21 protein-coding genes and 2 pseudogenes are annotated in these 21,165 nt (G+C 39.5%); 6 read left to right on the top strand and 17 right to left on the bottom strand.

Annotation, left to right across the window (positions count from 1 at the left end; all coding sequences use genetic code 11):
- Both ACFFAP_RS14875 and ACFFAP_RS14880 read left to right on the top strand, forming a co-directional pair.
- On the top strand, positions 1–306 hold a 306-nt coding region (locus ACFFAP_RS14875; RefSeq protein ID WP_375511927.1), incomplete at its 5' end, for a hypothetical protein.
- A 137-nt stretch (positions 307–443) separates the two neighbouring features.
- The gene (locus ACFFAP_RS14880) at positions 444–689 is read left to right on the top strand and encodes a hypothetical protein (RefSeq protein ID WP_375511928.1); all 246 of its coding nucleotides are present in this window, start codon (positions 444–446) and stop codon (positions 687–689) included.
- 75 nt (positions 690–764) lie between these two features.
- On the opposite strand, the gene ACFFAP_RS14885 is transcribed toward ACFFAP_RS14880, so the two are convergent.
- Positions 765–1,427: a response regulator transcription factor gene (locus ACFFAP_RS14885; protein ID WP_190901242.1), complete on the bottom strand. Its 663-nt coding sequence runs from the start codon at positions 1,425–1,427 to the stop codon at positions 765–767.
- Positions 1,428–1,608: 181 nt separating this feature from the next.
- Between ACFFAP_RS14885 and ACFFAP_RS14890 the strand changes: the two genes are divergently transcribed.
- Positions 1,609–1,848 (top strand): hypothetical protein, encoded by a 240-nt coding sequence (locus ACFFAP_RS14890; protein ID WP_375511929.1) that lies wholly within the window; start codon positions 1,609–1,611, stop codon positions 1,846–1,848.
- A 208-nt stretch (positions 1,849–2,056) separates the two neighbouring features.
- On the opposite strand, the gene ACFFAP_RS14895 is transcribed toward ACFFAP_RS14890, so the two are convergent.
- From ACFFAP_RS14895 to ACFFAP_RS14965, 15 genes and pseudogenes are all read right to left on the bottom strand, one after another.
- Positions 2,057–2,899, bottom strand: a complete 843-nt coding sequence (locus ACFFAP_RS14895; protein ID WP_375511930.1) for a hypothetical protein — start codon at positions 2,897–2,899, stop codon at positions 2,057–2,059.
- Between the two features lie 12 nt (positions 2,900–2,911).
- Entirely contained in the window at positions 2,912–6,511 is a 3,600-nt protein-coding gene (locus tag ACFFAP_RS14900; RefSeq protein ID WP_375511931.1) for a DUF3854 domain-containing protein, read from the bottom strand.
- A gap of 363 nt (positions 6,512–6,874) precedes the next feature.
- The gene (locus tag ACFFAP_RS14905; protein ID WP_375511932.1) at positions 6,875–7,315 is read right to left on the bottom strand and encodes a relaxase/mobilization nuclease domain-containing protein; all 441 of its coding nucleotides are present in this window, start codon (positions 7,313–7,315) and stop codon (positions 6,875–6,877) included.
- A 108-nt stretch (positions 7,316–7,423) separates the two neighbouring features.
- A pseudogene (locus ACFFAP_RS14910) lies at positions 7,424–8,245 on the bottom strand (type IV secretory system conjugative DNA transfer family protein); the annotation flags it as partial.
- Positions 8,212–8,712 (bottom strand): hypothetical protein, encoded by a 501-nt coding sequence (locus ACFFAP_RS14915; protein ID WP_375511933.1) that lies wholly within the window; start codon positions 8,710–8,712, stop codon positions 8,212–8,214. The pseudogene ACFFAP_RS14910 and the gene ACFFAP_RS14915, both read right to left, overlap by 34 nt.
- Positions 8,709–9,422: a hypothetical protein gene (locus ACFFAP_RS14920; RefSeq protein ID WP_375511934.1), complete on the bottom strand. Its 714-nt coding sequence runs from the start codon at positions 9,420–9,422 to the stop codon at positions 8,709–8,711. The genes ACFFAP_RS14915 and ACFFAP_RS14920 overlap by 4 nt, the downstream gene beginning before the upstream one ends.
- Positions 9,423–9,436: 14 nt before the next feature.
- Positions 9,437–11,008, bottom strand: a complete 1,572-nt coding sequence (locus ACFFAP_RS14925; RefSeq protein ID WP_375511935.1) for a TrbI/VirB10 family protein — start codon at positions 11,006–11,008, stop codon at positions 9,437–9,439.
- Entirely contained in the window at positions 11,005–11,796 is a 792-nt protein-coding gene (locus ACFFAP_RS14930; protein ID WP_375511936.1) for a hypothetical protein, read from the bottom strand. The genes ACFFAP_RS14925 and ACFFAP_RS14930 overlap by 4 nt, the downstream gene beginning before the upstream one ends.
- Positions 11,797–11,863: 67 nt before the next feature.
- The gene (locus ACFFAP_RS14935; protein WP_375511937.1) at positions 11,864–12,982 is read right to left on the bottom strand and encodes a hypothetical protein; all 1,119 of its coding nucleotides are present in this window, start codon (positions 12,980–12,982) and stop codon (positions 11,864–11,866) included.
- An 83-nt stretch (positions 12,983–13,065) separates the two neighbouring features.
- Positions 13,066–14,610: pseudogene (locus tag ACFFAP_RS14940) on the bottom strand (hypothetical protein); the annotation flags it as partial.
- Positions 14,611–14,638: 28 nt separating this feature from the next.
- Positions 14,639–14,965 (bottom strand): hypothetical protein, encoded by a 327-nt coding sequence (locus ACFFAP_RS14945; protein WP_375511938.1) that lies wholly within the window; start codon positions 14,963–14,965, stop codon positions 14,639–14,641.
- Between the two features lie 136 nt (positions 14,966–15,101).
- Entirely contained in the window at positions 15,102–15,698 is a 597-nt protein-coding gene (locus ACFFAP_RS14950) for a hypothetical protein (protein ID WP_375511939.1), read from the bottom strand.
- A 326-nt stretch (positions 15,699–16,024) separates the two neighbouring features.
- Positions 16,025–16,150 (bottom strand): hypothetical protein, encoded by a 126-nt coding sequence (locus tag ACFFAP_RS14955; RefSeq protein ID WP_375511940.1) that lies wholly within the window; start codon positions 16,148–16,150, stop codon positions 16,025–16,027.
- Between the two features lie 21 nt (positions 16,151–16,171).
- Positions 16,172–16,687: a DUF192 domain-containing protein gene (locus ACFFAP_RS14960; protein ID WP_375511941.1), complete on the bottom strand. Its 516-nt coding sequence runs from the start codon at positions 16,685–16,687 to the stop codon at positions 16,172–16,174.
- A gap of 3 nt (positions 16,688–16,690) precedes the next feature.
- The gene (locus ACFFAP_RS14965) at positions 16,691–18,310 is read right to left on the bottom strand and encodes an ATP-binding protein (protein ID WP_375511942.1); all 1,620 of its coding nucleotides are present in this window, start codon (positions 18,308–18,310) and stop codon (positions 16,691–16,693) included.
- A 346-nt stretch (positions 18,311–18,656) separates the two neighbouring features.
- On the opposite strand from ACFFAP_RS14965, the gene ACFFAP_RS14970 reads away from it, so the two are divergent.
- Positions 18,657–19,298, top strand: coding sequence for a hypothetical protein (locus tag ACFFAP_RS14970; protein ID WP_375511943.1), 642 nt, complete (start codon positions 18,657–18,659; stop codon positions 19,296–19,298).
- Between the two features lie 189 nt (positions 19,299–19,487).
- Positions 19,488–19,718, top strand: a complete 231-nt coding sequence (locus tag ACFFAP_RS14975) for a hypothetical protein (RefSeq protein WP_375511944.1) — start codon at positions 19,488–19,490, stop codon at positions 19,716–19,718.
- Positions 19,719–19,770: 52 nt separating this feature from the next.
- Here ACFFAP_RS14975 and ACFFAP_RS14980 read toward each other — a convergent pair whose 3' ends face one another.
- Positions 19,771–20,718, bottom strand: coding sequence for a hypothetical protein (locus ACFFAP_RS14980; protein ID WP_375511945.1), 948 nt, complete (start codon positions 20,716–20,718; stop codon positions 19,771–19,773).
- 152 nt (positions 20,719–20,870) lie between these two features.
- Between ACFFAP_RS14980 and ACFFAP_RS14985 the strand changes: the two genes are divergently transcribed.
- Complete coding sequence (locus ACFFAP_RS14985) at positions 20,871–21,128, top strand: hypothetical protein (RefSeq protein ID WP_375511946.1); 258 nt, start codon at positions 20,871–20,873, stop codon at positions 21,126–21,128.
- Positions 21,129–21,165 lie beyond the last annotated feature (37 nt).

The following is a 21,165-nucleotide window of genomic DNA, read 5'->3' on the forward strand; positions in this document are numbered from 1 at the left end:
GAATTATCCTTCAGGCAGCAATATTTAGAATTGGTAAAACTAGTTTTATCGGAAATTATAAATTACGAAGAACTGTATAGTAGCTTAGTAGCGTTAGCTCCGAATTTATTAATAGCTCAAGAATTAGATTTTTATATATATAAGTCTTTAAAGTTAAATAGCAATTATGAGCTAATGAAGATTATAGAGCAGGGTTTAATTCTCCAAACCTTCAAATCAATTACGGATAATTTAGCAGAGTTTAGCAAACAAAGATATTTAGAAATATTTTACTTTCAAATATTGGAATGTTTCTCAGGGGACTAATTTGGGGAGTATGGAGAATATAGATTCTTTCCCTCCCACACCTGCTAACGGCAAGGTTTCACGTTATCAAGCGTGCCATTCACCTACACCCCTAAACCTATAGTTTTTGACCACTAATAATTATGAGGAGAAAGAAAGTGACTGATAGTATCGAACCTATGAATAATGGTTCAGAAGACAAGGCGAACGAAGGATCAATTGAGCAAATAACCAAAAAGAGATTAGTGATAGTAACTGGAGATAAGGGTGGTGTAGGTAAGTCTACTTTTGCAAGGGGATTAGTGCAAACATATTTGGATAAAGGACAAAGATTTATCGGCTTTGATGCTGATAGCTCCAATTCTCAATTATTAAGATTTTATTGTCCAACCAATCAGCCGTAGCAGCCTGTCAACAAGAAAACCGATTACAAGGATATTGCTTGATTCAGCTTAAGAAAACCAAACCTAAAAAGTAGCTCAACTAACTCTAGAGGTTTCTGTTTCTAAATAGCCAAGTTCTCTAGCCATAATGATCGCGTTAACACGACCCCTAACTCCTAACTTGGAAAAAAGATGGCTGGTGTGTCCCTTAACTGTACTGACTGTAATAAAGAGTTTTTCGGCGATCTCTTTATTAGAAAAACCACGGGCAATTAAGTTGAGAATTTGGGCTTCTGTAGCAGTAAGGGTTTCTCTGTATCTTTTACCCTTAATTTTTGTGTTGCCAGAAGCGAAGTTTCTAAAAAATCTTTTAGCAATCTCTGGGTCAATGAAAGAACTATTCTGATAAGTAGTATTGATAGCGTGTTTAATTAATTGCAGATCCATCTTCTTAAGAATGTAGGAATCAGCGCCATTTTGAAAGGCACAATTAACTACATCTTGACTAGAGTGATAAGTGAGAACAATGACTTTACTATCCGTCCTCGTCTTAATGTTATAGATGAGATCCAAACCACTAATATCTGGCAAAGCAATATCGAGCAAAACAATATCAGGCTTAAGTTCTTCAACAAGCCTCATCCCTTCAGTTCCGTTATCAGCTTCCCCACACATTTCAAAGTCTTGCTCTTGATTAACAACTGATTTAATTCCGAGCCGACTTAGAGCTTCATTTTCAATAATTACTAATCGAATCATCTTGATTACTTCGATTACAGGAACATAAAACATTTATAGCATATTTATTTAAGTAAATCTTGATGGTGGTACGATATTAAAAAAAGTTTAGAATTTAGGTAAAATCAAAGTAAAAGCTAAAAAGTTTTCGGAGATGATGAAATCAGATTAAGTGGATTATCTAAAAATAGAGAATTATCAGATGCGTTATTTATACGAGCCAAAATTCTGGGATAAAATTGAACTGATGGTGGAATGGCTGATATTTATAGGTTTGATGATTGCGGCAACGCTCAGATTTAGTAGCAATATAATGGAGGCGAGCTTTTACATAATGTTAGGAACAATAATTGCCCCCTTCTCAAAAATAGAGCGGCGGACAAAGCGTTATTTATTGATTGGTGGTTTTTTCTTGGGTAGATTGGCTGGTTATTTTAGCTAGTCAAAAATGGGTGTGGAAGGTGTGGGGGGTGAAGTTTGGTTAAAGTTTGTGGTGAAATGCCAGTACCTTACATCTAAACATCTAAACAAGCAAGAGAACTCTGCGCTCGTTATAATCAAGCTCTTAGTGAATTAGTCAAAATGATTACCCATCCAGATGATTGCTTACTCGACTAACTCCCGACACCTCCCACAGCCCCCAAAGGGGCTTAGTCACCAAGCTCAGTGCTGTTATCTTTATCAATATGATTAGACTGAGATGTGGGCTGTTGTGCTGTTTGCTGTTTATCAAAGGCAATGAGTCGATTAGTCTCTGTGTGTGAAAGGTTGTTTTGTGTAATTTTAAACTCATTAGAGTCATCTTTATAGGCTGTAAAAGCTGTTTTGGGATTACCAGTTTTTCTGTGAACACTGAGAAGTTGCATTCCTTCTTTAATAAACAGTTGCAATCTGTAGGCTATGCCTTCATAAATGCGTCCTTGTTCAGTATCCTTGCCCATTGTCATGACAGTTCTCATAACTGCTTTAATAAGAGATTTTTCGGCAATATCAATAGCTGGTGAGACATTGTTTTCTCTAGATTTATTTATGTTGTCTTCCTCCTTGCTAAGAGCTTCTTGCTCCCTTTCATCTTTGCTGACCCTCTGACCTAAAGGTAATTTTTGCACTCCCAATTCAAATATCTGTTGGAGGAATGTATTCTTCTTCTGAGCAATTAAGTTTTCAACTCTTGCTGAATTATCTGGTTGAGATGCAACAGATGACTGTTGAGTTACAGCAAATTTATTTAAATACTCTGTGTAATATTTCTGTTTGAGATTTTGCCTGTAGTTTTCAATATTTTGGAGATTTTGAGATAAGGTTGTTCTCAGTTCTGACTGGAGATTTTCTCGCTCAGATGCATCCAATGTGGTGGTTGATTGTAACGATGGTGGATGTTTCTCCAGAAAGAGTGCTAGTCTGTAAGCCATCATGTTGTTAGAAATGCCACTGTCACGATTGATATTGCTGACTGTTTCTTGAAGTGAATTAAATGATTGGTTAGAATACATAGCTAATGTAGTTTACAGTTCATTTTCAGCAGAATTAGATTGAGCCTTATGATGTGATTGTTGAGATTTTTGGGAATGCACTTCAACTTTTGGGGTGTAGGTGTTATGAATGACTTCACTACGGGCAGACATCAAATCTTGGATAATTTCGTTTAGTGGGGGAAGGGAAATATCACTTAATCCTTTGCGGCATTGCTCAACAACACTATGAATTAAAAGTTTATGGTAAAGTTCACGTTGCTCACCAAGGGTAAGTTTGCCAGTATGTCTAAGTTTCTCTTGTAATGGATAATTACCTTGTGCTGCGACTCCCGTCCATAAGCCAGTAGTTTCTAAATCTTGCCAAGGTTTAGCAATTAACGGGTGAACGGGCAAGAGAGTATTACGAATAGAGTTACAAGAATCAGTAAGATGTTGTGAATCAGGTTGTTGATTTATTTGTTGTCGCAAATCATGAGTAATTTCGCTTAAAGGTGGAAGTACGAGATTGGTTCTTTGTTGTTGGCGGATTTCAATCTGAGCTTGAACCTGAATTTTATGATAAAGTTCGCGTTGTTCGCCAATGGAGAGTTTGCCATTGGATTGAATCTTTAAACGAAATTCGGCATTTTCCTGTTTTGCGATATCAGCCCATCGATGATTATCTTCTAGCTCTTGCCAGTATTGACCAAGCAGAGGATGAAGGGGTAAAGGAATGCTCTCGATGTCAGATTTGCTTAATTGATGTTGAAAAGTAGATATTTTTTTGATTGGTTTAGCTACTGCTGTATTGGCTGGCTCCAGATTGATATCTTGAGAGTTGCTAGCTAGGTCAAACGTAGAGTCCGGGGAAAGAAAATTTTGTTCAACCTGTGCTGCTGTGTAAGGAACAGAATTACTTTTTTGTTGCCTATTTTCTAAGTCTTGCCAAAGTTTAGCAATTTTCGGGTGAAGAGGCACTTCAATATCACGGGTAGCATGAGGATTGACAGTTGCTTCCTTAGCAGGTCGTTGAATATCCAACTTTTGAGCAAGTAATCTGAGTTTAGCTATGTCTTGTTCAGTAATAGCAAGAGTCTTAAGTTGATGTGTCATACCTGAATCTGTTCTGCTAAATTCAAAGCTGGCAGCAACTCTTGTAGCACCCGTATGTTCAGTTTTCAGAAGTTGCAGAGTAGATGTAGTATCAAGTTGACTTTTCTGGTAGAGAATACGGTAATTGCCCAACTCCAAATCATCACAACCAGTCCTTTTTAGAGTTTGAGTGAGGATTTGCAAGATTTCAGAAGCTTTAAAGCTCTCTAAAATTGTGTGCGTACCATTAAGGGAGAGTGAACCAAGGGTATTAGCAATCTTCCTGGGGTCTTCATCGACTGAAGGTAGTTGTTTGCCACTTTTGAGATAATCAGCAACTAACAAAAACTCCTGCCTTTCGATTGGAAACATATCTTTAGGTTGCTCAGACAGAGTGATAGCTCCCCATTTATCGGCATAAAATTGCATTAGTGCCGAGGTTTCGTCAGCGCGGCGATGAATACTGTAATTATTGCCGGATTTTATAATAGTAAAAGCATCAGCTTGATAAACTAAATTACCATCTTTTTCAACACCATAATTCTTCACAAGGGCATAAGCTACAGAAGCAATTTCCTTATTTTCTCTAGCTTCTAAACGCTTTCTGAAAAAATTCTGCTGGTATTGTTTAACCTGTTCTCTTCTTGCCCAAGAATCAAAGGAGTGAACCGATACCTCCTTTAAAGGTAGAGAAGCGTTTTGAGTAGGAGCAACTTCTTCTTTACTTTCATCGGCAAGTACTTCAGCATCTATTACTTGCCCTCCTATATTTTGAGATGAACTTTCTGGGGTTGTAATTAGGTCTGTTGGTTGTATGATTGACAACTTGGAACGAGTTTTTCCAAAAAGAGCAATTGTCTGTTCTTCTTCCACACTTTCTCTTGACGGATTTAGATTAACAGTGCCATCACCAAGTTGTTCATAAAGATGGATCTGTTCACCATTTTTCAGAAAGACTGTCAAGCGTAAATCGGGTGGCTGATTTTTCTCCCACCAATCATTCAGGGGGACAGATGCAATAAACGCTTGCCTAAAAGCTGACGCGCCCTGTGCAACAATCAAATCATCTACACCTTTTTCTGGGCCTGGTAATTCAACGATACTGACCTGAGCGCCAGCATCAGATAAAAGTTGACCAGTACGGTATGTAGCGATATCAATGTTGCGCTTAGTTTTATACCGAGTTTCATAGTCAAAGCAAATTTTGATGTCCCTGTTTGGGGTAGCAAAAACTGCCAATTCATCATGTAATATAGGCACAATTTGATTCCCCAGCCCATCCTTACTACGATAGCCAGCATAAATCCCTGGTAATCCAATTGCTGCTTCACCTTGGCTCAATAGGCTAGCGGCCTTCTTGGCTCCTTCGGCGAGTGTGACTGGAACATTATGTTTCCACACACAGTACCAAAACCCCGATTTGCGATCGCTAATACTTGGTTCAACTCCAGCTTTAGAATAAATTTGTTGAGCGATATCTTGGGGAACATCCAACAGGAAGATGCTTAATTCAACTTTCGGGGGATGTTCGTATTTGATAAACTTGCCTCTGTTATCGGCTTTTTCTCTCGGATTATTAGGTTTGTAGCATCCCCATATTTTTTGATCGGGTTTATCTCCCGGCTCGTTTGCTGAAAAAGAACGAGGATCTACACCAGCATTACACCACCAGCCCCCATCCTCAAGGTGAGAATATTTGTTGAGCATTCCAGTAGATAGTCGTCCGGTATTAATACGTTCTAAATTCTTGCTGTACATGAGATATTCCCATGCTTCATGCTCAAGTTCTATTGGGTCTAAGTGTAAGCTCTTAAAATTAAGCTCGACAATTTCTGGAGCGATCGCACTTTCCTCGACTAATTCTTGCCAGTGGTTTGGATCTATGCGTGAAGAAGAGGTAGGGGGCAGGGAGCTTTTTGCTGGCGTTGCACTTAGAGAATGCCCTAAGTGCAGATTTGGGGATGAAACAAGGTTATTGTCCAGAAATTGTTCTGTTGAACCGTTCTCTTTCTCTAAGTGCAACTCTACTCCTCCTACCGCCTCCTCTGCAACGCCAGCCCAAATTGTTGAGTCAGCCTCTTGAACGATTGGTATAACTACTAGTTCAACGGGTGTAGCAGAATTGGGCAAAAATGGAGGTGTACCAGACGGCGGTAAAATCGGAGGTGAATCACTGGGGGATAATTTAGGAGGTGTATTAGAGCCAGGCAAAAGTGGATCTGTATTATCCGGTGGTAAAAGTGGAAATTCATCAGAAGATGGTAAAAGCGGAGTTAATAATTCTGTTAATAATTTTTCAAATTCTTCAAACTCTGCTTGAATAGATTCCTCGGTTTGCGGGTCAAATTTCTGCCATTTCCAACCACCATTTTCATCAGGAGTCATGACATAAGTCTCTTGACCAATTGACAATTTCAATCTCTTATTTATTTCATCATCTATTGCTAACCCTATCGAGTCCAATACAAATTTTAGATAAGGAGCTATCACTGCTCTGGCAAAGTATTCACTGCTTTTCGCATAAGCAGAACTCAATTGTAAATGTCGTTCATCAAACATAATACTATTAGTTGTTAATTTTTGAGTTTGCAAACGTTATCGAAATAGAATTCAGGAGTCAGGAACCAGAATTCAGTTGGGTATTCTGTGCGACTGTTGGATAGCGCAGCGTAAAGCCTGCGGCATAGCTACGCTTAGAGCGAGGAACGATCGTCGTGTCTGAATAAACGGGTTTAAAATCCCCTCCAAATCTAGGATTTGGTGGTGCAACAATTCAGTCGCGGGTCTGAATCCCCGACTGATAGTGAGTCTGCGAACGTCTTGATTCTAACTCCTGAATTTTGACTTCTGAATTCTTCTTCATACCGTTATTTTCATGCCAACTCCTGGCGATGAGTTCAGGTTTTCTTGATACCATTGAGATCAAGATTTTTGCACAGCCTGAGAACAGCATCTTTGGAGGACTTCATATTGTTTCCAATTCGCTCCTAAGCAGGCTAAATCAATAAGTTTACCTGACGGAGTAACGCGATTAAAGATAATATGCAGATGAAGAGAATCAGGTATAATTTCCAAAAAGCTAATAGACTGTAAATCATCCCAACCAATACCATGAACATATTGATTTAAAATTTGTTGGCAAGATGCTTCTGTCAGAGGCTGATGAAGATTTTTTAAAGTAATTATGGTATAAATGCCAACTTTTTTAAGTTTTGGCCTTCGATAAGAGAGAGCTTGAAAACTGGCAATGATTTCGGAAGTCTCAGCATGAATATCTAGAAAGCTGACTGAGCAAGTCTTTCGATTCCATGCTATTTCTTCAAGGATGCTAAAACTCTCAATAGCAGATTCTTCAATAATCATTCGCATAAGGAAAAGTTCTCAATGAAAGGGAAATAGGGAATAAGGAACTTTTAACAAGGGTAATTAAAAGGAGGATTTATACCCATCTACAATTCGCTACTGGCTCTTTTAAATAAAAACATTTGATTCAACATCAATCAATGAACTAACCTCAGACATATCCAAAGGCAAAGAGTTTTTAGAAACTTCTGGAGTATTTTGAGATAAGGGAAAACGATTATTAATATTAGCAATTCGGATATCTAAGTCTTGCTGAGTTGGAAATTTTTGAGTACTTTTTCGAGCTAAAAGACTGACAATATTAGCCCATCGCTGCTGGTTATATTCTTCAATATCTCGAATAGATTGAGGTATTTTGAGAGATTTTAGCAAAGGAACCGACCCCTCATTTTTATTAGAATAAGCAGGGTTAATGAAGACACATTTACCTGGAGGCAACTTCAAAAACTGGGCTGACTCAAAGAGTTTTTTAGTTTTTTCCTGCTCACTAGTAGTAGTGTTTGCTTTTCCCCCGCCTGTAGAACGGCTTTTATGCTTGTACTTGATTTCCTCGTCGCCCAAGAAACTGGAGAATAATTGTGCAGACTCATTTTCACCAGGATTGAAAACAAACTTAGTCCCGCAAGCCCCAAGAATAGTCTTAGCAACTTCCTTTCCATAATTTTTCTCAAGCTGCCCCATATTCTGCCAGCCCAGGATACCGCAGAACCCCTCAGAGCGTGATTCGTTCAGCCATTTGAATAAGTCTGGTAAGTAAACAGAAGGCAGTTCATCAAGTGCAACTATAAGAGGATCAAGACGCTTTTTAGCAATGTTCCGAGCAATTGTCATGTGTAAAATGCTGGTGAGCAAAGGGCTAACTGCGTCCCGACGTTCTCTGTCTAGTCCGAAGATAATCATCTGTTTACCTTTGATTGATAAGGGAAAGGTATAGCTTTGACTAAATCGCTAAGGGTTTGAGTTTTGATGATTCCAAAATCATCAAGCTTTAAACCATCTAAATCAATAGCTAATGCCTGAGAGATCGCTCTTAGAGTAAGCTTTTCAATATTGAGATTGGCATCTTCAAAATCCCCAAGCTCCATAAAATCGCCAATACTTTGTCCAGCTTGCCAAGTTCTAGTCTGATTACCTCGGTCAGTTGGGTAAGTAACATGACCAGATTCAGATACAATCATGTCTTGAAACGTCATTTTTGACCAGTCTGGAGTCAAGCCATTATTGCTACTGACAAATGGGACTTGTGCTGAGGCTTTGGGCAGTATAAATCCAATTACCTGATTCATAATTCCATAGCTCCAAAAACTGTGAATAAACAATCCTCCGAGCAATCCAAACAATATTAAATAGCGAATCGTGTCAAAACTAATTTGGGGCGAACGCTTTGATGATTTCATATTTGTCCAAGCTCGATTAATTTGTTAACTAAATTAAGTGAGACACCAGCTTGAAGAGCAGCAGCAGGCATTTGCTCTCCAGCTTGAAAATGAGTCAAGAATTGCTCAATCCGATTGTGGAGTTCATCAGATGAGGAGAGCAAACCATTACTAATCGCTACGCTCATCCCTGCCCTGATTTGTTTTGTGGTGTTGATAGTTTGTACTAGGGGTGATAATAAGGGTCGAGTAGCTGTTGAAGATGGTTTATCCGAGATAATTGACACTTGACTGTATTCAGGACGGGAATTAGATGGGGTAACTTGAAAATGGTAAACTTTGCGTGAGCCAGAAGCAGTTTGAGTAATCACTGTAAGCAAAGTTGCACTAGTTTGCGGCAGTCCTGGAACTGTAACCTTTTTAATCCGGCGTAAGTGAAGTAATCCAGCAGTACTGTTTTGACAGTTCTGGTCGATTCCCTCTAAACAACCATCAGTGTCAATCAGAACTTGGGAGGGATCGTCAATCCACACCCGCTTTACCATTTCATTGATTTCATAAAATGAAATTGATACGCCTGAGCCATTCCAGACCTGAATTTTTTGCAGCTTGGCAGTACTGCCACTAACCTGAGATTGCTTTATAGTGCGGACTGTGCTTTGAGCATGGGTTTTGACTGGAACTAGACACATTGCCAAAAAAGCAGCAACCCCAAGCTGGAACGCTGTCACGAGTTTTAACTTCTTCACGGCAACTCCAGAGAACGATTCACCAAAAACGTAATCTTCGTCCCTTGTGGGATATACCAAATATTGGGACGAGCGGTCATTTCTTGGTTAGAAGTTTCTGCACGACGAGCAATGATGTCACTAAGCTTGCCAAAAGCACCTTGTAAGAATGCCCCGCCAATATTGCGCTGGCTGTTTGAAGTCGTGCTAGAGCTAAATGTCCCTGTAGCAGAATTAACTACACTACTACTGGAATCAGATTGATTCAGGATTGTTCCTACTTGGCCCAAACCACTGACTAATCCCACAGTCAAGTCAGAACCTCCCCCTTTCTTATCTTGGAACTGTTTAGCTAACAACGGTTTCCCGCCTTCCCCTAATACAGAAATTGCACCGCTACTAATTGGGTACTCAGTGTTATCTTTGATAATGCTGGTGACTTGCACACTTACATAAGAGCCACCATTAACGTGTAGGGGTTCAACGGCTAATAAAGTGCCTTTATGAATTGCCACATTTCCATAGTTGTCATGCAAATCAGCCGTTAATCTAGCAACATAGCGTTTACTATCATCTGGATTTTGCTGTTGTTGGAAGCGATTTTCGCTTTGCAGCTTGACGACTGAAGTCACTAAAACACCATTTGCAAATTCCCCAACAACTAAATAGCGAGTTTTACGCTGTTGCAGAATTTGGTTTTCTTGAGGCAAGTAATTACCATCTGCTATTTGTTTATCAGATTTAGAATTGGCTGACCAACGAGGGCGAATTTTCTCAATTTCTGTGGGTGTACTGTTGAAAAAGTTAGGGCGTGTTTGCTGTGTTGTATAAGCACTATTGGGTGGCTGTACTTGAATTCGTGTTGTATTCGGCGTTTGAAAGGATGTTGCCTCTGCTGATATCTGCTGGTTATTTGAAGTAGGTGTATAAGCGATTTTTCCGTAAGATCCTAAGCTGCGAAGTCGATTAAATTCAGCTATCACGTCTGTTGGCGTTTCTGTTTTCGGCGTAACAGTCCTAACAGGATTACTAATTCTTGGCAACGTTTGATTACGAGGTGGTGATGAAATAGTCGGGTTAGTTCTACTCGGAACGTAATATCGTCTAGGGCTATAACTTTGTGTTTGTGCAACAGGTGTTGGTGGTGAAGCTGCAATACTGACAGGTTTATTATTAATTTTAACTTCCTGCTTACTCTGATTAATCTTATTTAATTCATCTTCTTGCTGATTCAGCGCTAACTTAGCGTAAACATCCCCATCTGTTTGCTCAACTTGTTCTTTAGTTCCTGAAGACTTTGGTTCTTCAATAGTTTTAGTAGTATCGCGGTTATCAGGATTAAAAATTCCATTCAGCAGCCAAAATATAGCTAGGAAGGTCAATCCAAAAGGGAGTGCTATGACCAACAATCTTGACCAGGGAGAAGTAATTACTGTATGTTTAGTTGTGACTGATGGATTATCTAATTCTCGCTCTGACGTAATTTCCCTTGGGCTGGAATCTGAACTCATTGCTGAAGATTTTAAGTCATCATCTATTTGGAGAAAATCATCTACAGTTGATGAACTATTAATATGAGTATTTGTCATTGTCTGTTAGCCAAATTTAAATCAATGATTTGCGTAATTTCTAATCCAGGTTGCCTGACTTGATATATTTTATTTGCTAGAGCAGTAGTATCATTGGGAATGTTTTGCGGTGTACTTATGGCTTCTACAGTAATAGTTTTGTTAAAAGATATACCTTTGCCTGCATTATCAACTTTTGTAAAAGTAACGAGAGTAGCTACTAAATCTATTGACCATTTACCAGACTTAATTTTGCGAGGTGATGAAATGAAGCGGGGAATTAAAGAGACTTGTGTATCACCGTTAAATACCCCTGCTGGGGTCATTTGAGCTAGCTTACGCAAAAATGCTGTCCGAAAATCTTGATTATCACTGATTGCAAATGCAGCTTCATAAGAAGAAGTAGTTACTCTGCCATTAGAGCGTTCAGTTCTACCTACATCTATGCCAGTATCTTGTTTAGTAATGGGTTCTCCTTTTTCATTAAAAGTTTGAACAAGTCCATCCCAGTTAAACATCTTGATAAATGTGTTAGAAATAAACTTTTTAATAACTTCATCTGAGCGTTTATTCGGCTCTACTGCTTGGGCAACGACTGATTCTCCTGATGACAATTGTACTAGCGCTAACTGCTTTTTACCTAAACTACTGACTGCCCCATAATTAAGGATTTGTAGTAATAAAGAGAACAAAGCCATCGAAAATCCAGCCAGTGAAATTATTCCGATTCTAGTTGGGACAGATTTGTTATATTGCAGAAGCTGTAACGGCTCTGGTTTTGCCTTTGTACCATTCTTTATATTAAACATTGTTTGATTCTTGGTGAACAGGGAACTCTTAACAGGGGATAGAGAACTCTTAATATAGCTATTACCTCTATTTACTGAATTTTGATACCAAACTGCCACCAGATGTTGTTATAGCTTTCGTAGCATCAATAGCAATTGTGCTATAGGTTTCAGCCGCTTTGTTGATTTGTTGAAGTACAGCTAAACCACCACCAGCAGCTAATCCAGTTGCTAAGAAAGGAGCAAAAATCCCAATTGTAAAAAGAAAGAATAAAGGTTGATCTGCTCTAGAGGTAGCAATCAATTGTCCGGCTAACCCGGCCATTACGTTGAAACAAAGTTTTGCCATTCCTACAGCGAAATAACCCGTAAGCCAAGTAAAAATTGCTTTTCCACCATAAGGTAATAAAGAACCACCTACAGCTAAAGGGCCGAGAAGTGCTGTTAACAACATCGTTAGTTCAATTGCCCATTGGTAAGCTCCGTTTAAGCCAATCAATACAATGGAAACAATTTCGATGACCGAAGAACCAATATAAGCGCTGAAAGGAGAAAGTATTATTTGTATAGGATTAGCCCCACCTTTAATTGCCTCTATTGGAGCTTGAATAATTCTGTCTATTTTTTGAATGACCCATGAAAACGGGCCACTTTCACCAGTAAAATAACTCGGATAGTCTTGTTGAAGTCTATCTTTAGCATCCGACAGACATTTAACAGATTCTTCTGGACTCAGAGACGAGGTTTTGCAATTTTCTATTTCTTTACCAATAGCCTCACGCACCGCTTGTACACCCAAGGCTTTTTGATATGCAGCCCTTAAGTCAACACCTCTTGCTGTACGTGTTAGTATATATTGGTTTGTATTATTTATGTAATTTCTGATTCCGAGAGTACCTGACCCTAAAGCTTTGCCATTATTTGCTAAGAGTACTATAACTATTAACACCCAGATAAAATCTGTATATGCACGTTGTTCATCGCCTGAGAGCATTTTCTTTGTCCACTCAACCATGAAAAAGACAAATGTCGCAACGGCGAACAATATACCGATTTTGCACATAGCAGCGTATAAATCACCTGTGATAGTTTCTTCCCAAGTCTGATTAAAACCTTGAGCAATAAAATCTCCTGTCTTACTTGCTTGTTCTAATAAATCTGCACCAGCAAATTGAGATTGAGCGAATAAGTAATTTTTTGAAAGCATAGGATAAGGGTGAATTGATGATAAGGAATCAGCAAGATGTTAAGAGTTTCCTCTCCTCGTTAATTTTCTTGGGTGGGATCTAAACGAGTTGCACCGAAAACAGCTAGATTCTTGTGATTTTGGTACAAGTCTAGATATACAGGTGTTCCCCCCTCTTCTGCAATTAACTCAAACCCAGTCCGATCTCCTGTGGCTGTGCGAATTAAAGGCATCAGCCCTGGTGCTTCCGAACTAAAATATGGCAGTCTGCGGTTAAAAGGCTTGGTTAACAGTGGTTCCCAAACAAATGGACAACACTGCAACCATGTCTTCCAGGCGTATTCTATCTCCCGGTCAACTGCCGCCGGACGCAAGAAGTAACTCGCAAGGTAACGGCAAGCTTCATCTAAAGAGCGTGTTGATTGACGATGTACTAGAAAAACTACAGCCGTGTGTACGACAACATTTCCTTTATAAATCGTCTTTTGGGCTTCTACTGCTGACTCAATATTCAGTCCCGCCTTGACATCAATATTACCTTTATCACTGGATAATGTCGTAGAAGTAATCGACTGTTTAGTTAGTCTTTGGAGGTTGGTTTTCGTGATTCCTTGGTTAGCTTTTGTCACCTGACAAAAGATTTCAGTATCGAAAATACTATCACGAGATATCAGTGACCAGAGATATCTTAATTGTGCCTGTTCATCTATCCAACCTCCCGGCTTTTGACTAAAATTCAACGCTCCAATATATTTATCTTGGATTTTTACCCATTTGCGATCTAAAAATGGTATAGATTGCTCATTTTCTAATAGATGATGCCGGATGTGAAAATCGCTTGTTTGGGTTTCGATTAGTCCACCTACTTCATCTATTTTTAAGGGATTAGGGATTACTGCTGGTGATGAATGGTTAAATTGCTGCCAGATTACCGTCCAGAGTTCTTCAGCACTCAAAGCTTTAATCCCCAATTTCATCTTATTATTAAGTAAATTCTCCCATGATTGAAAACCATCATTAAATGAATTTTGCAAAATGGTTTCAATTTTGGTGTTGTTAATTGAATGAATTTCTCCGGTAAAATTATACCAAACTTTTTCTAATTTCCTAATGATAGATTCAACCAAATCTTGGCTTCGTTCATCATCAGAGGTAACAGTATAAGTACACCATAACCTCAAGAATTTGTTTTTCCTAGTTCCACTTTTGGTTAAAGCTTTTATTCGTAATCTTTCACTACGGATTAAAAGTTTAAGTTGCTCGATTGAGCAATTATTCTCAATGGACTTGAGTTCCTGCTGTCGTTCATAATCGGAAGTGAATGAACCAAAATGTATGGTCAATGATTCTTGCTCCGGGATTTCCTTGAGTCCGGCTTCTATTCCCTCAAACATTGGTAACATCTGTTCGCTGCCTAAATTCGGATGAATCCCTGAGCAATCAAAACAAAATTTAATTTGAATCGATTCACCTATTTTGAGGATCAATGCACCTATGCCTCTTCTGCCGCCTAAGTTCAAGTTACAGATCCCCGCCAAATGAATAATATCCTCAAAGGGAGTCAAGACTTTAGCAAACTCAATCTGCTCCTTTTCTAATGCTTTCTTACCTAATTTATCTGGATATTTGGATTGTTTCTGAGGTGTCATGATGGGCGCACTAATTATGTAGTTCAACCTACTTCCTTAATCCTGGCTTCTGATCTCTGAACCCTGTGTTATTGTTTAAGGTTTTAAAAGGCATATAACCTCTGCTTAAACGAGGCACACCGACAAATTTCCCAAAAAAATCTTTATTTGTAGAAACTACCCACCAAGTAGCCCATCCCCAAGCAATACTTAATCCAGTTGCTAACCATCCAGCTTTGAATGTGTAATCAACAATAAATACATTTAATACTGCTATTACTGACCAAGGAAAAATCTGGTCGGCGGGAAATGGCCCCAATCTGGGTCTGTCTCCTAAGATCCTATTTACAGTCCGAAATTTATTTTCATTTCTCATTTTTTTAACTACTTGTTGAGATGAAGCATTTCTTGAATCTGGGCAATTTCTCTTATTCAAGAAATGCTCTAACCAAATGGATCTTGCATTTAACAGTTATCAGTCTTTCACTGATAACTGATAATTATTCACTGATTTAAGCTCCAGTAATTAAGCCAGTAACTAAATCTCCTACAAAAACTGAAAGGACAATAATTAATGGAGTTCTGGCTAATGTTTGCCAATCTTCGTCATTTCGGGCTGCTTGAGCAATTCTTACCAAGCTGATGCCTACATAGAGTAGGAACAGACCTCTTAATACGTTGAAGAACAATTCTACAACTGCTTGTGTTTGACCATTCCCAGCATTGCCAAAAGTATTAGTCATCCAGGTTTGAGCATTGTTAAAAAACTGTGCATCGGCTGGGGCTGCTGCAAAGTCAAGTAGACAAACAACTGTCAAAATCGTAAACAACACCGCATAAAGATTGACTCCATACTTGCGTTGTATCTGCTCAAAATTAGTCAACAGAGCTTGAGATTGCTTTGGTAGTGCTATACCGATCGCCGTAGCAATCATCAATCCACCTAAGAGGATGTTATGGACTGACATCGACACAATCATTGCCGCACCCGTCGTTCCCATTAGCACTAGTGTGCTATTTGTTATCGTGCTGTTCTTTTTTCCTGAAGCCAGTACAGCAGCAGTATCGGTATTAACAAACCTTTCAGTCTCGTTGCGGTAAGTATGCATTTCGTTCTCCTAAAACGATACGCATATTATTCGAGTTTTCACCCACAAAACCTACAAACTAAAGTACTAAAAAAAACCGTACCTTTGCTTACATAGAATATTTAATACAATCTATTTCACAGTAAAGATAGCAACTAGACTGCTTATATAGATGTTATAGCTGTTTATTATCAGTATTTTAAATTATATAGGTATACAATTTTGTATTCATTAAGAAAAATTAGAAAAATAAGCGCCAGATAGCCTATTGACTTTTTTCCCTTTATTGGTTTTCTCGTCAAGCAGGAGGGTGTGGGGTGGTGCGAATACGGTTCAGATAAGCATTTTTACTTTCCTTGTGGTCTGGGGAATGGGTTTGCAGGTATTGGGTAAAGGATGTATCCAAAACCAATACCAATACCTTTCACCGAACCGTATTGGGGGGTAGTGCGACTCGTTTGCGGTGAATTCATAACCGCTCCAACGGGGCTTGGTCAGTATGGAACCGATAACGGCTGGATGTTGAGCTTGTCGCCGATTTGAATTTTAACAGTACCAGAGGGCAGTTCTAAAACCTGAGTAGCAACACTACCCTTGTAAATTGGACAAGGATTTTTTGCACAGGGTGGAGCGTTGTAAATTACCGTCGTCACCATACTATCCTTGATGAAAATGATGTCTAGGGGGATTTTTACTTGCTCCATCCAAAAGGGGACATTTTTGTATTCCTTGCCCAAATTAAACAACATCCCGCGATCGCCGGGCAAATGATTGCGAAACTTCAGCCCCTTCTCTAATTCAACAGGTGTGGTGGCTACTTCCAACTTGAATGTCCGCTGATTGTAGGTGAGCATCTGCTTTGTGGGTAAATGCTGGGGACGAGTTTGCAAGTAGGCGATAGTTGATGAAGCGACAATTATTGATATTCCCGCAATTGGGCCAAGAATATTTAACAGTTTGTAAGCCGCAGCATATAAGTCGATTGTTGTGGGAATTTTGACTAATTGCATAATTTAACCAAAAATATTGACATTGCCGGCACTATATATACTTGAGTCAAGGGGACTGGACGGTAAACCTTGTAAATCAGCTTTGTTTCGCATACCCTCAATCCGTTCAGCTTCCCGGATTGCCAGAGGATTCATATTATTTCTCGCTGACAATAATGCTTCAAGTCTAATTTCTAGCGGCGGCAGTTCACCCATAGGTGGAACATCGTCTGTGAACATCAGGCAAAAAGTAGAGATAGCCGCCCTTTCCACAATTGCTTGGATTTCCGCACCCACACAGCGATGGGTCGCTTTGAGCAGTCTACGCCATTCTTCATCGCTGAACCCATCTCTATCACGGAACCGATAATCAAATCTAGCGAGATGAATTTTAAAAATCGAGTGTCGTTCCCCATTATTGGGTAAATCCACCTTAAAAATGTCGTCAAATCTCCCGCTTCTAGTCAGTTCTGGTGGTAGCCATTCAATGTTGTTGGCAGAAGCAATAATTAATACATCACTCTTTCTTTCCTGCATCCAGGTTAACAACATCCCTGCTAGTCTTCGGGACAAATCATCATTGAGAGTAAATCCCTTGTCAAAGTCGTCTAGGTATAGAATTACACGGTTAATCCTGTCTACTAGTGCCAGCAAGTTTTTTAGCTTGTACTCCGCCATGTTGCCGTAACTACGAAAACTGCCCCACTCTAAAACGATCATCGGAATCCCCAATCGCTGGGAGCAAGCTTTCGCTGAATGAGATTTACCTGTGCCTGGGGGCCCAATCAATAAAATACCTTTGGGTAGCCGAAGATTATATGCTTTAGCTAACGGCGTTAATAAGCGCTTATATGTCTTAAAAGATTCCTGCATCAAGTCCAGTCCGCCAACTTCAATTGCTGGGGGCTGGAGAAACTCAATATTGTAAACTCGCCTGAGCAGGTCAGTTTTGTAAAGAGAAAGTTTTTTTGTCAGTTCTTGGGCTTTGGTACAAAAAGCTGTAGCCCAACTAATCCCATACTCAATATCTGCTAAATACATCCCCACAGCAGCAAGGGCCATCTCATGAATTTCCTTTTCACTATAGTTTTTTGGCAATATCCCTTGTAGATAATTGCTGATTTCTTCAACTGTTGGCAGTTCTTGTGTAATCGTCGGCACAAATGCGGTAATTTTAGATGAAAGACTGGCGTTTGGCCCCAACAGGATAGCTGTTTTATTTGAGTTCCGGTTGTCAAGTTTCAGATTTATAAGGGCAGACTTAATCCATTCGGCGGTTAAGAAAAAATCTGGGTCAGTAGTTGAGTCTCCCAACCAAGGAAATATCCCCTCTAATATTAAAATGCCTTCTTTTTCAGTAGCTTTCCAAAATCGCAGGATCTCAAAGTAATCTTCGCGTTTATTTTTGGTCATCGGCTGATACTCTAGTACTTGTTGTAAAATCAAGTCCTGCCCATTAACCTCTAACTGATGTAATTGATCGTCTGATAGTGTCCACAGATAGCATAAAACGTGCTTTTGTTGACATTCCCTAGCAATGCTTTTCAGTAGTCTTGCCCTTTCTTGCAGTGGAGATTCTATCGCAATCAAAGGATTGTTTAGTTTTATCAGGTCAAATACTTGCTCTATCAGCGCAGTATTCATCAGTTTTTTTATTTGTTGGTCATCCTGATAATAAAAGTTGTAAAAAATTGTTTCCACAGACAAAAGTATTGAAAAATACAGTACTTTTACCTCTTGCTTTCTGACTACAATATGCCATTCTCTCTTAATTTATCCGCATTGTCTGAGTGAGCAATATTACTTAAAATCAACGCTATATTATCAGAAAATTGTAATTTATATTAATATTTAAATCTCAACTATTTTTCGTATTTAATATTTACCATATTTATCTATACATAAATAAATATATTTAACAAATTCATTTTTAACCTTATTTATCTGTTAAAATATTGACAAAAAATTGTGCGAAATTAGGTGTGCTTTTATGAGATTCAATCTTAACAAAAACCAGATTTATGTACTTGCTTTACTGTTAAGTTTGGGAGTGTCTTCATGCCAATCACCAGAACAAAAAGCTGCTTATGCTCAAAAAGCAGTAGAAGCAGAGCGAGAGCAAAAGTTCAAACAGTTTGTCGAGAATACGCCTGATTTATACAAAGTAACTTGGAAAGTTTGTGGGAATGCTGGCGTAGATTTAAATAGAAAAATAAATTTGGGCTGTGATGAAACTAAAGATATTCCTACTCAAGGTTTCCAAACACCCATTTATGTATGGGGCCCTGCTGGAGAAATAAAGTTTATCACTAAGCCTAGCTTCTTTGCTGATATTTCATCGGACTCAACTCTTTTTGTCAAATCTAGGGGATGTCTTGCATCAGGTACTGCTAAACAAGAGCAATTATATGTTGTCAGAGAATTTCCACTAAAGAAAGGCAGTAATCCTCAACCTAAAGATGCGAAAATAGAAATCGTGCCAAAACAGGAAAAAGAGAATATATTGCGAGATGCTGTCGCAAATGCACAAATAGAAAATGCAACTCTTACAAATTTTGGTGTATCTTCCAATGGACTAATTCCTACAGGGAAAGCTTGTCAATCATTTGATGAGTGGAAGAAAGCTAATTAGGAACTCTCTTTCAGTTTAACTCCTTACTCATGGCTTGGAAAGCAATAAATGGTTCACCGTCCCTGGAAAACCCGGATACTATACTCTCTCTTTAACTAAGTACCCAAAAATCAGACGAAAAATTCATCTACCACAGCAAAGGGCAGAAATCATAAACAAGTTTTACCAGCACAGCCCAAAGACATACCGATGCTTGAAGAATTTCAGGGTCAGTTTTTAATTGATGCACTATCTGCTTTTTTAGAAGAGAATGCTCCCAAGCCTTTCCATATTGATGAAATTATCAATGGAATTTATGGAAAACTTGATGCGGCTGATTTTAAACAGGTAAAAGTCAAGGCACAGAATGAACTGTCACGAGGGCATCGCACAGGAAGATTTTATAGAGTACCTAACAAACTCGGATTTTATACCTGGTAGGTATACATGCCTGCCCAAACCTTTGATGCCGTAGGGCGTTGAGCATAGTACTTCAGTCTGTAACACCATATTCACGCTCAATCAAACCCAACAGCTTCTCTTCCACAGCCGTTAGATAAGGTCGATTCAGTTTCCCCAACGACTGCAACAGATTTTTGACTGTCTCCTCCAGCAAGTCGGAATATATTCGCTCAATGCGATCGCAAACCTGTCGCATCTGCTCACACTCAGCAGGTAAGTAGTTGAAGGGCTTCAGGTGTTGTAAAGACACCGTGTATTCGCCATCCCAAGTTCTTACAGTACAGCTGAATTCGCCGACATGACTAACGATGCCCCAACACCCACCCTTACCCCTGAGTTCCGGGTTGTCAAGAGCAAGGATTTGGCACACTTCGCCAATTTGGTAGGTGTTTGGTATTTTCGTTCTCTCAATAATGCGTTGCACAACATCTTTGACAATTCTACCACTCGGGACTTTACCACCCGCCTGCTCCACTGCCTGCTTCCACGCTTCTATTTGAACTTCCGGCTCTAACGGAATCAAAGGTCGTAGCTGATATTCGTTGATTGGTAAAACTTGTCCTTCACTAGAGTCTGGGGTAGATGTGTCCGCTCCTGAATCATTTTGTGTCCTATTAGGACACATTTTCATGAGATTATCTACGACTACCGTACTTTCCATTAACCTGTACGGATAACGACGCTCAAAACCAAAACGCTCTCGACAGTAGTCCTCAAAGGTTTTGTGCGTGCTACGATAAAGCTTTCTGTCTCGTAATTCCACCAACGCCTTCCCTGCAAGGTAAAATGCTTTTTCTACTTGTCGTTCCAGGTGTAAGCGATCGCTTTGTTCATCCTTAGTCAACTCCCGCACTTCGACAGATGTCACGCTAATTGTGGCTGTAGCTGGGTTTTCTTCAAGGTCTTGGTTATCTAGTGGTGTGCCGTCGTTGGATGCAGAGATGGTGGCTTTTTTGCTTTTGCGAGGTAGTTTGTTCACCAATCCACCTCTGCCTGAACAGTAGTTGAAAGAATATGAAGTTGTGCCATGATGAAGATGTAACTATATGAAAAAATTTATTCCCCAAACCTTTTGCTGAGGTTGGGGTTTTTTGTTCGCTTGTTATATATTTGCATCTGTGGGAATCACTCTTGTTGCTTAGTCAGATGAATGCATTGTGTCGATACAGGCAAACAAAGCGCAGGTCAACTCACTGTCCAACTTACGAACAGCGAAGCGATCGCCTGGGCGTGGGCGGTTACGCTGGGAGCCTACCGTGGGCAGTTACGCCGGGAACATCCAAAGACTACTGCTTAACTTACACTTTTAAAATCTATGGCTATTCCGGCAGCAGAGTTAGTGCGATTCGTTGGTTAGTGAATCACGGTAACCAGTCCGTAAATAACTAACCCAGCCCGACAGCAGATTACTGTCAGTAAAGGCTGA

Source organism: uncultured Nostoc sp. (genome assembly GCF_964245575.1).
Taxonomy (GTDB): domain Bacteria; phylum Cyanobacteriota; class Cyanobacteriia; order Cyanobacteriales; family Nostocaceae; genus Nostoc.